The organism is Acinetobacter sp. RIT698 (genome assembly GCF_009668065.1).
GTDB lineage: Bacteria > Pseudomonadota > Gammaproteobacteria > Pseudomonadales > Moraxellaceae > Acinetobacter > Acinetobacter guillouiae.
In genome coordinates this window covers 54,529-70,041 of the sequence record NZ_WJYH01000016.1, presented here as the reverse complement: position 1 = coordinate 70,041, position 15,513 = coordinate 54,529, and the positions used below count along the sequence as shown (strand labels likewise).

Genomic DNA, 15,513 nt, shown 5'->3' with positions numbered 1-15,513 from the left:
AGATTATTTAAGTTCTATGACGACTACGCCATCGCACAGTAAACTCCAACCTAAATTCTATTTATTGGTTTTTTTAGTTTCGATCGGCTTTTTCATGCAAGGCTTAGATACCACGATTATCAATACCGCTTTGCCTGCTATGGCAGAAAGCCTGCAAGAAAATCCATTAAAAATGCATGGCATCGTGATTGGCTATGTCTTGGCGGTTGCTGCGTGTATTCCTTTAAGCGGTTGGCTGGCAGATCGCTTTGGGGTACGAAATATCTTTTTTGCAGCGATCGTAATTTTTACCGCTGCCTCATTGGGCTGTGCACTGTCCAATGACTTCAATCTACTTATTGTATTTCGAGTTATTCAAGGTATCGGTGGCGCGTTACTGGTTCCAGTCGGGCGACTCGCCATGTTAAAAATCATCCCTCGTGAGCAGTTTCTTTCTGCAATGAGTTTGATGAGCTTAGCAGGCTTACTCGGTCCATTAATGGGCCCGATCTTAGGCGGTTGGTTGGTCGAATATGCGTCTTGGCACTGGATTTTTTTGATTAATTTACCCATCGGTATTTTAGGCACTTTTGTCACCTTTAAAGCCATGCCCAATGTGGCTGAAGCATCGGTAAAATCCTTTGATTTCAGTGGCTTTATTCTATTGGCGATTGCAATGGTGGGCATGGCATTAGGGATTGAAAATATTGCCAGCAATGAAATATCCCGAAGCCTGAGCTTAGGCTTACTTTTCGCAGGGATAATCTCAGCCTTGGTCTATGCCTATCATGCCCATACCCATAAAAATGCATTGTTTCGTAGTCGACTGTTTAAAAATAAAATCTATACCATTGGTGTACTCGGTAATTTCTTTGCGCGCTTTGGTGGAAATGCGGTTCCCTTTATTTTGCCGCTGATGCTCCAAGTTGCATTTAAAATGGAACCTTTTATGACTGGGGTAATGATGACCCCAATTGTACTCGGTTCATTATTTTCTAAACCCATCATTCGCCCGATTTTACAACGTACCGGTTATCGTCCATTTCTACTGGTCAATACCTTATTGATCGGTGCATGTATTGCCAGTTTTGCCTTACATACAGCAGATACCCCGACATGGTTAGGTGTGGTGCATTTCTTTATTTTTGGTGTACTCAACTCATTACAATTTGTGACCATGAATACCCTTACACTTAAAGATCTCCCTCAACAGGATGCCAGTAGTGGGAATAGCTTTTTATCGATGATTATGATGTTATCAATGAGTATTGGGATTGCTTTGGCAGGTACTTTACTCAATGCATTTACAGGCTATTTTAGTGAAGCGCATATTACACAAGCATTTCACTATACCCTGATTTGCTTAGGTGCGATTAACATCATTACGGCGTTGATATTCTTTCAAATTCCCAAAGAAATCATAGACTAAACTTACAAAAACTTAAATTCATCAATAATAAGGAAATTTTATATGATCATTCCTAAATATTGGGCTGAGGCTAAAATAAAAACACAGCTTGAAAAACGCCAAATGACCATTAAACGCTTTGGATGGTCAGATCTGAGTATGGAAGAAGCCCAAGTGCATGCTAAAACACGTACAACAGAAGCGCTTGAAAAACTCAGATCAGGTCAAAACATCCGAAAATTTGACCATAAAATTCCTTACAATGGGAGTGAAGGGCTTCCAATACGTGAAGAAATTATTGATCAACAAGATGATGTGATTATCACTCGTAATTCTTATGGTGCACTCTGTCTAAATACACCTGATGTACTATTTGCTGATATTGATTTTAATTACACCCCGAGTAGTCGATTGTATTTTTCAGGATTATTTTTACTCTTTCTAATCAGCATTGTGAGTGCTTTATTATTTCAATCATGGATTGTACTGGCTATAGGAATACTTCTTTCGATCATAACCAGTAAACAAACTGCTGAAATGCTATTAGATATTCAACATAGGTTTATAGGGGAACCTGAACAACAAGTCTTAAAGTCTATTCGTAATTTCTCTCAACATCATCCTACATGGCATTTACGTATCTATCGAACGCCAAAAGGCTATCGTGTTTTAGTGATGCATCAAGTATTTGATCCAAGAGGTGAAGAGGCTCAATTGCTTTTTAACGCACTACAAGCAGATCCCAACTATGTACGAATGTGTAAGAACCAAAATTGCTTTCGAGCAAGAGTCAGCCCCAAACCGTGGAGAATAGGTGTCGAAGCATTACGTTCTGGTGTTTGGCCTGTTAAAGAAAATCGTGTGCTTGACCGAGAAATCTGGATTACCGAATATCAAGCACGTGCCAAAAAATATGCATCGTGTAAATTTATAGAACAATTGGGTAGTCAAATAATGCACCCCAAAGCAAAACGCGTACAATCGACACATGATCAATACTGCAATGCAAATATTAACTTAGACATCGCATAACATTGGCGATAGGATTATTTTTGTGAAACATACGCCTAAATATTGTTCCATCATCACCAGTATAGGGTGTATGAGTTTAGTGGGTATCGCCAGTTACTTGGCTGTGTTCTATCCACAAAATGCGGGTGCTCAAGATTATACCATTCGTGGTTTCGATGTATCACATCATCAAGGTGATATTGATTGGAAAAAAATCTCTCCGCAGCACTATCAGTTTGTCTATCTCAAAGCCACTGAAGGTGGCGATTATCAAGATGATAAATTTCAGCAGTATTGGTTAGAAGCACGTGAACGTGGTCTACGTGTGGGGGCTTATCACTTCTTTCGTTTATGTCGTGATGGTGATATTCAAGCACAAAATTTTATCAAAACAGTGCCAAATAAAAGCAATGCCTTGCCCCCTGTGATGGACTTGGAATATGACAGCAGTTGTATAAACACCTATACCAAAGAAAAATTAATCAAACACATCAAAAGTATGCATGATCAATTGCAAAAGCATTACGGTAAACAACCGATTTTTTATACCTCTAAAATCTTTTACAACATGGTTTTAACAGGTGAGTTTAAAGATACACCGATTTGGATTCGTGAATATAAAGATAAGCCTGATTTAAAAGACCAACGTGCATGGACATTTTGGCAACAGAGCAACCAAGGCAAAATTCAAGGCATCGAAAAAAATGTCGATTTAAATGTATTTTATGGTGATGCAGAACAATGGCAGCAGTTTTTACAGAAAAATAAGTTGAATTAAGCGCAATCAAGATCATTCATGACATAAGCTGTCGCATATTCTTTACAAAATTTAAATTCATCAATAGAAACAAATCAAGATCGGTTAGAATAATCACACAGCGTTTCAACACTGTGTAATTCATGAGAAAAATCATCCATATTGACATGGATGCATTCTATGCATCTGTAGAGCTACTCGACCGTCCTGAATTAAAGCATCTGCCTGTGGTGATTTCCTCACATCATCCTCGGGCTGTGATTGCTGCTGCATCCTACCCAGCGCGTCAGTTTGGATTACGCTCTGCCATGTCGATGTCTCAGGCAAAAAAACTCTGCCCTCAAGTCTATGTGATTGAACCGAATTTTGAAAAGTATCGTGACGTTTCTGTAAAGATTCATGAGATTTTTCAGAAATACACTGCACTTATCGAACCTTTATCTTTAGATGAAGCTTATTTAGATGTCACTGAAAATTTACAAAATATTCCCAGTGCCACTGAAGTGGCGGAACGAATTCGAGCTGATATTTTTCAACAAACAGGGCTTACGGCTTCAGCAGGTGTGGCACCGAATAAATTTCTTGCCAAAATTGCCTCGGATTGGAATAAACCCAATGGCATTTGCATCATTAAACCGACCCAAGTTCAACATTTTATCCATGATTTACCCCTGAAAAAAATTCCCGGTGTCGGTAAAGTCACTCAGGAAAAACTGAAAAGCTTAAACTTAGAGACTTTGGGGGATTTGCAAAAAATTGAAGAAAATATACTGATCCATCATTTTGGCAAATATGGTAGACAGTTGTTTTTATATGCCCAAGGTATTGATGATCGCCCAGTACAAGCCGAACGACAACGTCAGCAAATTTCCAAGGAAACCACATTTGATGATGATCTCAGCCTTGAACAATGCTCAATCTATTGGGACAATTTAATTGAACGCGTTTGGCTTAGTTTAGAAAAAAAACACATGCAGGCCCGTGGTGTCACCGTTAAGTTAAAACTCAAGAATTTTCAAGTTTTACAGCACAGTAAAAGTTTTAAAACCGCACTTCAATCGCAACAAGAAATGGTTCAGGTCATTCAAATATTATTAAGCGAAATGCAAATTCCTGAGCATTTCCAATTCCGTTTAATCGGAGTGGGTTTGTATCAACTGACCGATCAGCAAGATGAAGCACAATTGTCATTATGGTAAACATAAATGAAAAAGACATGTGCGACTTCAGCTTAAATCTTTTACTTTATATCAGAAATAAAATCGTGAATTAATCTAGCCACTTGATTGGCGTGTACATTGGCCAAATCATGTTCCCCTTGTTCAATGATATGCAATCTGGAATGCTGGATTTTTTCATGCAAATATTTACCCACGCCCACAGGACTAATGGGATCTGCATCGCCCCAGAGCAACAGGACTGGACACGCTATTTTGTATAATAAATTATCTAAATGGGATTGATGATCGACAAACCAATTGGGTACTGCAAATATTTGCTGGTAATTGCCTCGCCAATCGGCAACCTGAAAGGGGCTTAAATCAATTCCACCAGAGCTTGCAACCAAAACCAAAGCTTTGATCAATTCAGGTTTTTGTAGTGCTGCTTGAACTGCAAAAACCCCTCCCATAGATTGAGCAATCACAATGCAGGGCTGTTGAATTTGGTCGAGAATATAATCCTGCAAATCGTCAAAACTATCAATATGCGGATGCTCTGGATACCCAGCAAAACTTGGATAGGCCATCACTGTTTTTTGATGACCGGCTGAAAGCTGCTGCATAACAGGTTGCCAAAACGCTGTGCTTCCCGATGCGCCTGGTAAAAAAATTAAATGCATTCTCCCATCACCTTGATATACAAAATTTAATCATCACTCTTTAGTTTAGCGCGTTGAAAAGCAGGACGCTGCTGAATTCGTTCAGCATATGCAGCCAGTCGAGGGGTTTTATTTTTGGTACGTTGTTGCATGGCAATCACGGGAAAACTCATTTGAATGTCGGCAAAAGAAAACTCACCTGCGGCATAGTCATGTTGACTAAAATAAGCTTCCAAAAAGGCTGCATGTTCTTTTAAACGAGGATTACTAAAGCCGCCACGGACACCTTCTGAAATTTTCTTTGCGATGGGGCGAATTAAAAAAGGAACATGTTTGGGCATATTGGTCATGACCAAGGTCATCAACAAATAAGGCATTAAAGAACCCTCGGCATAATGCATCCAGTAGTTATATTGCATTAAGTCTTTAGGATTCTGAGGCTTAAACTGATTTTTTGTATCATAGGTTGCTTGAAGATAATCTAAAATCACAGCAGATTCTGCAATAGTCAGGTCACCATCGGTCAATACAGGTGACTTTCCAAGCGGATGAACTGCTTTTAACTCAGGGGGCGCAGCGAAAGTAGGCAAGCGCTTATAGTGCTTAATCTGATATTCAAGTCCCAGCTCTTCTAAAGCCCAGATAATACGGAGTGAACGAGATTGATCTAGGTGATGTAATGTAATCATTGTATTGCCTCAGTTTTTATCCTTCGACTATAAATTGATCTCAACTTTTCAACAATTCTATTACTGTATTTAAATCATTTTTTTATCAACTTTGTTTATACTCTAGATTCAATATTGGTTTTCTGAGAATAAAAATGAAGTCACTTATCCCGTTAATTTTCTTCTTTATTTGTTCAAATCTATATGCATATCAACCCAAGCTTATGTTACTGGGATCTCTTGAGAATAAGGGTGAGTCCTTTATTGATGTAAATGCACATCAAAAAATTCGTGATTCGTTTAAGCAAGCTGTCATCTATGAAAAATATGCCAACCCTATTAAAGATGAGCAAGGTGCAACATATCAATCAGTTATTAAACAGCTTATTGTAGATTGCACAGGAAAAACCATCGCCATTCGGGGCGCTGATTACTTTGCAGGAAAAACATCAAACAGTAAATTAGTGAAAAAATTTGATGACATTACCTTGAGCCATGATGGTGAAACGGGAGCAGCTTTTTATTCCTTTGACGACTTAGAGTTTAAAGCCTTGAATCAAGATAAGTTCTATAACAAAGTTTATGCAAACACCTGTAAATAAAAAATAAAATAATTTTTGAATAATCTTACTGGCAGAAAAAAAGATATTTTGTTTTTATACAAAATATCTTTTTTACGGATCAGCGACAACGACCATATTTACATGGCGGTTTTTACATAGCCGTTTTTTAAATAATCGTGGTATTGATTTCCACACTACGCAATAAAGTCTTGGTCACTGGGGTTTTTTGGCAAATGTCTAACACTTTTTGATGCAACTCTTCAGACAACGGAGTGGCAAAAGACAAGCGACGCTCGACCCATTCTTTCCCCTCTTTATTGGCATTAAAATCAGCTTCAACTGTAAACTCACCCAAATCAAGACCTTTGTGTTGAGCATACATACGCAAAGTAATCATGGTACATGAGATCAAACCTGAACAAATAAAATCATAAGGCGCTAAGCCCTTGTCTTGCCCACCGAATGATTCTGGTTTGTCGGTAATCAGTTGATGTTTTCCACTCACCACCTCACCTGACCATGGTTCTGGATAGGTTTTTACCTTTGCATTTGCAATAATTGCCATTTTATTTTCCTTTAATCTTTAAATTTTTAGTGAATGTCAGTTTAAATAAAACTTTGTAAACGCAACACTTGCGCTAAAGGATGATCAAGCACGCCTTTAACGCAAATTATTTAGTTTGAATCCCTGTCTAAAGATCGACAATGCGCAATGCAGCACATCACTTCGATGCTCGCATTTTGTCTGGGAATGCTGGTGCTTCTAAACGTGGACCATCATAATCAGGAATTGTTCCGAAACGTGCATCCTGATTCGCCCATTGTTCTGTAGCCGCTTTTAGTTCTTCCTGTGTTCTGCCCACAAGATTCCACCACAGTAAAATAGGCGACTCAAAAGGTTCACCACCAATCAACAGTAAACGCGAGCCTTTTGGTAATTCAACCTCAATCTGTGAAATTCCAGGTTCAATCACCACCATATTGTCACTATTTAAATCATGACCATTTACTGTTGCTTCACCTTCTAATGCCATAAATCCATATTCAAAATGAGGATTCAGTGGAATACGTGTCTTGGTTGATTCTTTTGCAAAAAAATCGATCCCCACTAATTCCGTATGCACTTTGACAGGAGATTTGGTATTCATGAATTCGCCGACTAAAACTGTAAATTCAATATGGTCCTGCTCTACGATGGGTAATTCTGGATAATGATCAAACTGGGGTGCCATATTGATCTTATCATCAGGCAATGCAATCCAAAGCTGTGCAGCATGCATTCTCGTTTCAGTATCGGGAGCAACTTCTGTATGGGAAATTCCATAACCAGCAGTCATTAGATTCACTTGTTTAGGACGAATCAATTGTTTAGAGCCGATGCTGTCTGTATGCATCATCGTCCCTTCGATCATCCAAGTGAAGGTTTGTAATCCAATATGTGGGTGCGGTCCAACATCCAATCCATCTCCCTGAGGAAATACGACTGGGCCAGCGTGATCTAAAAAGCACCATGCGCCAATCATGCGCTTTTGACGACTGGGTAATGCACGCTTAATGACGGTGCCTTTGCCTATTTCTGCTGAACGGATTGGAAAATCTTGAATAAACTGATTCACATATTTTTCACAATCGTCAGAGTTAGAAATCTCTGTATAGTTGGTATTGGTCATTTTGTTATCCTAAATTTGTCCATCAGCTCAGGACGTTATTGCAACATCTACAATTTCATTTTATTTAGCTTATCGGTTTTATATACATCGACCTATAGCTATCTTAATACGCTGAATACCATGAATAGGACAATAATAGTTTGGTTTTTGTTATGCAGTTTCTGATTACAAGATCTGGGAGCAATACTTTACCAAGTTGAATATTCTCTGAAATGTTTATAGGCCCGTCATCACCCTATAGCATGTTCAAAGTCTTGATCGAATTAAGCAGAAGGTGGTGGCGTAAGATCTACAAATAAGCCTGTGAAACGGCGAACCAGAGGTAAAAAAATTAATACTGTGGGAAAGGCAATCATCCATGAAAATAGCCAGACGCTAAACCATTTTGCAAAAAATCCATCGAACCACCCCACATTTTTCCATAAGTTAATCATGGAAATGGTCGCACTCATCAAAGCTGAGAGTATGAACGGCATAATCCAGCCCGCATATTTTGCTGGTAATTTCGGAATTCCAGCAAAAATCATGGCAGGTTTATGTTGATCGGGTCTATTTTCGATCTTGATCTCTGGTTTTAAATCACGCATTTTTCTTGACGTTCTGCTTTAGGTTTTTCATAAATTGTTTAACTGCGGGTTCAAAGTCTTGAAATAGCACATGATCACGGTGGGTAATCATGACTTCTAAAAAGAGTTTTAATCCTACCGCAAACGCTTTAGTGGTTTCTTCATCAAAAAACTCAGCAGCTTTTAAGCGCTCTACGATTTGGAAAATATCATCGTGATTGCCCACGTTAAATTCGATATTTTCATTGTAGGTTGACGGATGACCTTGTGCATCTGCAAGATGTTGAACAGTTACATAATATTGATGTTGTTTCATAAGATTTCTCTAACTTGTTAAATATTCGGCTGGGTTTAATGTAGGGTCGTACTAAATTTAATATCCAAAACATCAATATCAAACGCTTGAAAAACCTGTTCCAGTGAAGCGATTAAAGACGCTTTATTGATCTGGGTTAGGTCAGCACATTGAATATTGAGTGACTCCACTTCGGATAAATAAGGCAAAGCATATTTGGCTTCATCTCTGCCATGCAAATTTTGAGTAATCAGACCGACTTTTTCTAAATCGCTCACCACTCGATATATGGTCGATAAGCTGATCTGCTTATTTTGTACATATAATTGCTGATAAATCTGCTTTGCGCTCAGTTGTGTTTTTTGGTCCAACAGCGCTTTGAATACAATCACTCTTGCTTGGGTCACTTTTAAATTTGCATGACGCAGCTTTTGTTGTACCTCAATACTCATGTCTCACCTAAACCTTCTATTGCCCTATTATTGCATTGTTATAAACGCCCAATTTCTACGGCGGCTTGATCAATTTTTTCAGCGACTTGTCTAACTTGCTCAGCATCAAAATCTTTACCCTTGAGCTTTAAGCGTAATGATGTTTTTAAGTTTTCCATCGCACGATGAATATCCAAATATTGGTCGTTTTCATGAATTTCGCGTCGAGTTTCCAAACGCTCTAATAAGTGTTGGATATGCGCATGCTGCTCTTTTAAATGTAATTTTCCAGCATCAGTAATCTGATATTGCTTACGATCACCTTCTGTATTTTCAGCATGCACAAAACCAATTTCTTCAAGATAGGTCAGGGTTGGATAGATTGTGCCTGAACTTGGGGTATAGCCTCCACCGACCAGATCACTGATGGCTTTGATGATTTCATAACCATGCTTTGGCTGTTGTTGTATCAGATGTAGAACCAAAAGCTTCATCTTACCCGATTCAAACAACCGACCTCGTCGTCCACCATAGCCCCGTTCGGTATGCTGTTCACGATGCTCAAAATCATTTTGTGAATGATCATGTCGCTCTGATTTCATCTTTATTCTTCTCAAATCGATTAATTTATGCATATTAAGATATATCTTAATAAGTCTTAAGGCAAGACGATAGAACAAAATCAATTATAATATTTTGATAAATAATCAATTAAATAATTTTAAATCGATCTATCTTAAAAATTTAAGATATAAAAAAGACCGATTAAAAGCCTTTAAACCGAATCTATTGGCTATTTTTATTGTTGTTATGGATTGCTTAAAGCTTGACTTAGTTACCCATTTTTTAAGCATCGTTTTTATATCTTGGGACAGCAAACTTTTAATTTTCAGATCTTTAGTCTTGACATAGAGATTAATTTACATACAATGCCATTTGTAACAAAAAATTAATATTTTTATAACAAAAGGGTCACACAATGTTTAAGAAAACTTTATTTGCTGCATTACTTGCTAGTTCTTTTGGGTCTGCACATGCATACCAGGCTGAAATCGGTGGTTCACTCGGTATTGTTGATCCAGATAAAGGGGATACATCTACTGGTTTTGCTATTGATGGAACATATTATTTTAACCCTGTTCAAGTTAAAAATAACCCATTAAACGAAGCTGCCTTTCTAGATCGCGCAAGCAACGTAAATGCTGGAATTAGCTATATCGATTATGATGCCTACGATGTAACAGCTTATGGTGTTGGTATTGAATATTTCGTTCCAAATACCGATTTTTATGCAAGTGCTGCTATTGGACGCTCTACAGCTAAGGCCGATCATGTCGATGATTTAGACACAACAACTTACTCTGCTGAAGTAGGTTACTTGCCAATCCCAGGTCTTTTGATTGCGGTTGGTTTAGCGGGCTATGACAATGATTTTAATGATGATATAGATCCAACTATCCGTGCTAAATATGTCACTCAAGTGGGTCGCTATGACATGAATTTTGAAGGTGGTGCAAGCTTTGGTGATACCGATGCTTACAGCGTAGGTACGGATTTATACCTAGATAAAACTTTCAGTGTCGGATTGGCTTATTCAGGTAGCCGCACTGATGGTACTGATGAAGACAGCTTTACAATTCGTGCAAAAAAATTCTTTACTCAACAAATCAGCTTAGAAGGTTCTGTTGATTTTGAAGATGACGATAATATCTATGGTCTTCGCGCTGCTTACCGCTTCTAATTATTGGTAAACTTTAAAAAACCGCTCTTGTATAAGCGGTTTTTTTTTATCACTAATTAAATAAATCAGCAATTAATGATTCATTAAAATAACTTTAGGTTTGATCGGGACTTCATTTAACTTATATTGTACTTTTTTCATCAACCTTAGTAATTCATTAGGATTTTCTTCATTTAAATTAAACGGATGCTCTGAAGTACTACTACGTATATCAGTTTGAATATTTGATTTACTATCCAAAAATAATGTCATCGGAATATAGCGCACACCATACTCTAAACTTAAATCCTCATCCTCATTCACATCGACCTTAATCATGATGAATTTTTTCGAAAGATTTACAACCTCATCATCATAAAATACTTTTCCATATCGCTTAGAAGCGCCACACCAGTTAGCATAAAACACCAATAAAATGGGTTTCTTCTCTTGTTCAGCAATCTTTAAGCCTTTTTCATAAGACAGCCAATTAATATTATCTTCGTTCCATTTAATTACATTTGCAAAGGCTGTATTTGAAATCAGAATAAAAAGCACTGCAATCCATATTTTCATTTTTCTAGATTCTTTTAGGCATAAAAAAGCGTTAAACCTATATTAATCTATGACTTAAAGAAGGGAAATAAGTTTCTTTGATGTTTAATCCGCAAATCTAGTTAGAAGCACTACTTTTTACAGTACAGAGAAAGGCCTTAACTACACAAATGTATTTAAATTTTGAATGTAAGATAAGGCTATATGCGCTCTAAAATGAGATGTATTAACTATTATAGTGGGTATCAAATAGATAAAGCGCTTATATAAGCGCTTCTTTCGCCTAAATTTACTGTTCTAAATGCAGCATTCTTAACTGCAAACTCACATTGCCATTAAATTGATTTTTATCCAATTCATAAACAATACGTACCATATCTTGCATAGGATCAAAATTGAATTTATCGCGTACATTAAAGGCAATCGCATCAATCGGTTGGCCATTTTCCAAAGCTAAACGCAATTTCAGATGCACTTCTTTTAACCAACGATAATCGATGACTTTAAAACGCCCTTCAAATACCGGTGCAGGAAACTTTTGCCCCCACGGTCCCAATTGCGCCAAAGTATCTACAGTTTGCAGTTGAAATGCCTGAGCAGGTAATTCACCATCCGTCCACAACACCGCTTGGAATAGTGCATCATCTGATTGAGCAACCAACTCAGTAAACCGTTGTTTAAATTCTTCAAAATGTTGCTTTTGAATGGTCAAACCCGCTGCTGCTGCATGCCCACCAAAATGACTAATCAAATCAGGATATTGCTCAGCAACTTTTTCAATACTGTCTCGAATATGAATACCATCAATCGAACGTGCGGAACCTTTGATATGAATCCCATCTTTATCCGCCGCAAATACAATACTGGGGCGATGAAATTGTTCTTTTAAACGCCCTGCCACAATACCAATCACCCCTTGATGCCAATGCTCTTCAAACATGACCAGCGCTGCGGGTAAATGATCTTGATCAAGCTGTAGATTTTCCAGCGCTGCCAAAGCTTCTTGTTTGATCTCCGACTCAACTTGACGGCGTTCTAAGTTTAAATCATTGAGCTGGCGTGCCAAAGTGTGGGCTGTTTGCATATCCGTTGCCAAAAGACATTCAATACCGATGTCCATGGTTTCCATACGCCCTGCAGCATTAAGACGAGGGCCTAACACAAAACCTAAATCAGAGGCTTTTAACTCAGCAGGATCACGCGCTGCAATGTCTAATAAGGCACTAATTCCTGCACGACATTGATTCTGTTGAATCCGTTTAACCCCTGCATCCACTAAGATACGATTGTTATGGTCGAGGCTAGCAACATCGGCATAAGTACCCAAAGCAACCAAATCCAAATATTGCGGCATTTTTGCAGCCGATTTTCCCTGTTTTGCCCGATGGCTACTTAACTTTGCCAATAGGTAAAATGCCACGCCAACGCCAGCCAAAGCCTTACTTGGAAATTGGCAACCTAACTGATTTGGGTTAACAACCGCTTCAGCCTGAGGCGTTTCCTTGGTCGTTAAATGGTGATCGGTGATAATCACCTGCATTCCATATGACTGCGCTTGTGCTACCCCGGCATGACTGGAAATTCCATTATCGACCGTAATTAATAGATCCGGCTGATATTTTTCAAAAGCCAAATCGGCAATTTTAGGGGTTAAGCCATAACCATATTTAAAGCGATCTGGAACGAGGTATTCAACATTGGCGCCCATTTCTCGTAAAGCCAGCATCATCAGTGCGGTACTGGTGGCACCATCTGCATCATAATCACCGACAATCACAATTTTTTTATTTTGATCTAAAGCTTGATCAATAATTTGAATGGCTTGCTCTAAACCTTTCATTTCTGGTGCAAGTAAATATTTAAGTTTTAAATCTAATTCTTGTTCAGATTGCACACCACGACGGGCTAAAATTTCAGCAATAAAGGGTAACACGCCCTGAAAGTTTTCAGGGCGTGTGATCAATGGTCGTTGTTTAATTTGTAATTTTTGCATTTATGGCATCAAACGTTGTATTGTCCAAGATCCACCTACTTTTTCATAAGTTAGGCGATCATGTAAGCGATTTGGGCGGCCTTGCCAGAATTCATAATACGTCGGCTCTAAACGATAGCCTCCCCAAAATTCGGGTTTAGCCAATTCATTTTTTTCAGCCACTTGATCATACAATGCTTGAAAACGCTGTTGTAAATGTTCACGACTTTCAATCACGCCACTTTGTGGGGTGCTGATATGTGCTGCAATTTGGCTATCACGCGGACGTTTATGATAATAATCAGTAGATTCTTGTTCAGATATTCTCTGAACTTGACCACCCACACGAACCTGACGTTCTAACTCAGGCCAATAGAATAGCAATTCTGCATAAGGATTTTCAGCTAAGTCTAAGCCTTTTTGACTGTCATAATTGGTATAAAAATCATAACCAGCCTCGGTAGCACCACGCAATAACACAGTACGCACATGTGGACGCCCTTGTGCATTTGCGGTTGCCAACGACATTGCATAGGGTTCATGCAGTTTTGCTTCTAAAGCCAAATTAAACCAATTGAGAAACTGCGCATGAGGATGAGCATCCACTTGCTCCTCATGTAGTTCACCTTTTTGATAAGTAAGACGAAGCTCACTTAAGTCTTTAATTACATCACGCATGAAGCAAAACCTTCTACAGACGATACAATATTTTAAGCCGCATTTTGACGAACAGCATCTGCTAAATGATTTGCCAAATCAGTTACTTCTTGCAGATTATCGCCTTCTACCATAACACGGATGATCGGTTCCGTCCCTGACTTACGAATTAAAATTCGCCCACGTCCTTTAAGTGCTGCTTCTACTTTATCAAACTCGGCAACCAATGCTGGCACTGCGAATGGGTCAAACATTTGTTCAAGGCGAACATTGACCAAAACATTGGGTAAAGTTTTAAAATCTGCAACCAATTCATCTAAAGCTTTATTCTGTTCGACCAATACTGTTAACACTTGTAGGGCTGCAATGATTGCATCGCCTGTTGTGCTCTTGTCTAAAGTCAAAATATGACCAGATGGTTCGCCACCAATCACCCAGTTGTTTTCTTCTAAATTTTGCAATACATAGCGATCACCCACTTTAGCACGTACAAAAGGAACTTTGGCTTTTTCAAGTGCTAACTCTAATGCCATGTTACTCATCACTGTACCCACGATACCCGCCGGTTTTTGGGATGCTTGAGTTGCTAAAATATAAAGAATATGGTCGCCATCAATCAATTTACCAAAACGGTCAACCAAAACCACACGATCTGCATCGCCATCAAAAGCAATACCTAAATCTGCTTGATGCTCAATCACTGCTTTTTGTAAATTTTCAGGATGCGTCGAACCACAATCCTTATTGATATTTAAACCATCTGGTTCGTTATAAAGCGCAATAACTTTTGCGCCTAATTCACGAAATACTGCTGGGCCTACGCTATACGCTGCACCATTGGCACAATCCACCACAATTTTTAAATGGCGTAAATTGAAATGATACGGGAATGTCGATTTGCAAAATTCGATATAACGACCATTGGCATCTTTAACACGCACACTCTTACCTAAGTTTGCGGTGTCTTCAATGATGATATCGTTCTCAAGCTCTCGGTTAATCGCATCTTGAATCGTATCTGGAAGCTTCTTCCCTTCATCTGAGAAGAATTTAATCCCATTATCAAAATAAGGGTTATGTGAAGCAGAAATCACGATCCCTAAGTTGGCATGCAATGCACGGGTTAAATGGGCAATTGCAGGGGTCGGCAGCGGTCCAAGTAAATGTACATAAACACCTGCAGCATTAAGACCCGCCTGTAAAGCTGCTTCAAGAATATAACCTGATAAACGGGTATCTTTACCTAAAACCACAATTGGTTTTGATTTGGGGCTAATTTGCTTTAATACTTTCCCTGCCGCAAATCCGAGTTTAAGTGCAAATTCTGGGGTAATTGGGAGTTCACCAAATTTTCCACGAATCCCGTCTGTTCCAAAATAACTCATCTTTTACCCACTTATTATGTGTTGTATAACAATCAATTTTTAACTTTTACTACTTTA

18 protein-coding genes are annotated in these 15,513 nt (G+C 38.5%); 6 read left to right on the top strand and 12 right to left on the bottom strand.

The window, feature by feature from the left end:
- The first annotated feature begins 16 nt into the window (after positions 1 to 16).
- The 4 genes from mdtD (at position 17) to dinB (ending at position 4,354) form a co-directional block, all read left to right on the top strand.
- Complete coding sequence (mdtD, locus tag GJV03_RS09410; RefSeq protein ID WP_154129948.1) at positions 17 to 1,408, top strand: multidrug transporter subunit MdtD; 1,392 nt, start codon at positions 17 to 19, stop codon at positions 1,406 to 1,408.
- Positions 1,409 to 1,450: 42 nt separating this feature from the next.
- Positions 1,451 to 2,419 (top strand): hypothetical protein, encoded by a 969-nt coding sequence (locus GJV03_RS09405; protein ID WP_154129947.1) that lies wholly within the window; start codon positions 1,451 to 1,453, stop codon positions 2,417 to 2,419.
- 70 nt (positions 2,420 to 2,489) lie between these two features.
- The gene (locus tag GJV03_RS09400) at positions 2,490 to 3,176 is read left to right on the top strand and encodes a GH25 family lysozyme (protein WP_154129952.1); all 687 of its coding nucleotides are present in this window, start codon (positions 2,490 to 2,492) and stop codon (positions 3,174 to 3,176) included.
- Positions 3,177 to 3,298: 122 nt separating this feature from the next.
- Positions 3,299 to 4,354, top strand: a complete 1,056-nt coding sequence (dinB, locus tag GJV03_RS09395; RefSeq protein ID WP_034611297.1) for a DNA polymerase IV — start codon at positions 3,299 to 3,301, stop codon at positions 4,352 to 4,354.
- A gap of 41 nt (positions 4,355 to 4,395) precedes the next feature.
- Here the strand turns inward: dinB and GJV03_RS09390 are convergent, their stop codons facing one another.
- Both GJV03_RS09390 and GJV03_RS09385 read right to left on the bottom strand, forming a co-directional pair.
- Positions 4,396 to 4,995: an alpha/beta hydrolase gene (locus GJV03_RS09390; RefSeq protein WP_154129946.1), complete on the bottom strand. Its 600-nt coding sequence runs from the start codon at positions 4,993 to 4,995 to the stop codon at positions 4,396 to 4,398.
- A 26-nt stretch (positions 4,996 to 5,021) separates the two neighbouring features.
- The gene (locus GJV03_RS09385) at positions 5,022 to 5,663 is read right to left on the bottom strand and encodes a glutathione S-transferase (protein WP_004718584.1); all 642 of its coding nucleotides are present in this window, start codon (positions 5,661 to 5,663) and stop codon (positions 5,022 to 5,024) included.
- Between the two features lie 134 nt (positions 5,664 to 5,797).
- On the opposite strand from GJV03_RS09385, the gene GJV03_RS09380 reads away from it, so the two are divergent.
- Positions 5,798 to 6,244: a surface-adhesin E family protein gene (locus GJV03_RS09380; RefSeq protein ID WP_154129945.1), complete on the top strand. Its 447-nt coding sequence runs from the start codon at positions 5,798 to 5,800 to the stop codon at positions 6,242 to 6,244.
- Positions 6,245 to 6,371: 127 nt separating this feature from the next.
- Here the strand turns inward: GJV03_RS09380 and GJV03_RS09375 are convergent, their stop codons facing one another.
- From GJV03_RS09375 to GJV03_RS09350, 6 genes are all read right to left on the bottom strand, one after another.
- Entirely contained in the window at positions 6,372 to 6,770 is a 399-nt protein-coding gene (locus GJV03_RS09375) for an OsmC family protein (protein WP_004718587.1), read from the bottom strand.
- 157 nt (positions 6,771 to 6,927) lie between these two features.
- Positions 6,928 to 7,875, bottom strand: a complete 948-nt coding sequence (locus GJV03_RS09370; RefSeq protein ID WP_154129944.1) for a pirin family protein — start codon at positions 7,873 to 7,875, stop codon at positions 6,928 to 6,930.
- 263 nt (positions 7,876 to 8,138) lie between these two features.
- Entirely contained in the window at positions 8,139 to 8,402 is a 264-nt protein-coding gene (locus GJV03_RS09365; RefSeq protein ID WP_035371081.1) for a DUF2798 domain-containing protein, read from the bottom strand.
- 52 nt (positions 8,403 to 8,454) lie between these two features.
- On the bottom strand, positions 8,455 to 8,757 hold the full coding sequence (locus GJV03_RS09360; protein ID WP_004718593.1) for a DUF3861 domain-containing protein: 303 nt from the start codon (positions 8,755 to 8,757) through the stop codon (positions 8,455 to 8,457).
- 35 nt (positions 8,758 to 8,792) lie between these two features.
- The gene (locus GJV03_RS09355) at positions 8,793 to 9,188 is read right to left on the bottom strand and encodes a transcriptional repressor (protein WP_154129943.1); all 396 of its coding nucleotides are present in this window, start codon (positions 9,186 to 9,188) and stop codon (positions 8,793 to 8,795) included.
- Between the two features lie 38 nt (positions 9,189 to 9,226).
- The gene (locus GJV03_RS09350) at positions 9,227 to 9,769 is read right to left on the bottom strand and encodes a PadR family transcriptional regulator (RefSeq protein ID WP_096732618.1); all 543 of its coding nucleotides are present in this window, start codon (positions 9,767 to 9,769) and stop codon (positions 9,227 to 9,229) included.
- A gap of 377 nt (positions 9,770 to 10,146) precedes the next feature.
- Between GJV03_RS09350 and GJV03_RS09345 the strand changes: the two genes are divergently transcribed.
- A complete protein-coding gene (locus GJV03_RS09345; RefSeq protein ID WP_004718597.1) occupies positions 10,147 to 10,908 on the top strand; it encodes a putative porin in 762 nt (253 codons plus the stop codon).
- Between the two features lie 72 nt (positions 10,909 to 10,980).
- Here GJV03_RS09345 and GJV03_RS09340 read toward each other — a convergent pair whose 3' ends face one another.
- The 4 genes from GJV03_RS09340 to glmM all read right to left on the bottom strand — a co-directional run bounded on the left by GJV03_RS09340 (position 10,981) and on the right by glmM (position 15,456).
- On the bottom strand, positions 10,981 to 11,463 hold the full coding sequence (locus GJV03_RS09340) for a thioredoxin family protein (protein ID WP_154129942.1): 483 nt from the start codon (positions 11,461 to 11,463) through the stop codon (positions 10,981 to 10,983).
- A 268-nt stretch (positions 11,464 to 11,731) separates the two neighbouring features.
- Positions 11,732 to 13,435, bottom strand: a complete 1,704-nt coding sequence (gene recJ / locus GJV03_RS09335) for a single-stranded-DNA-specific exonuclease RecJ (protein WP_154129941.1) — start codon at positions 13,433 to 13,435, stop codon at positions 11,732 to 11,734.
- Complete coding sequence (gene pdxH / locus GJV03_RS09330; protein ID WP_105713893.1) at positions 13,436 to 14,092, bottom strand: pyridoxamine 5'-phosphate oxidase; 657 nt, start codon at positions 14,090 to 14,092, stop codon at positions 13,436 to 13,438. It abuts the gene before it with no gap.
- Positions 14,093 to 14,124: 32 nt separating this feature from the next.
- On the bottom strand, positions 14,125 to 15,456 hold the full coding sequence (gene glmM / locus GJV03_RS09325; RefSeq protein ID WP_004718603.1) for a phosphoglucosamine mutase: 1,332 nt from the start codon (positions 15,454 to 15,456) through the stop codon (positions 14,125 to 14,127).
- Between the last annotated feature and the right edge of the window lie 57 nt (positions 15,457 to 15,513).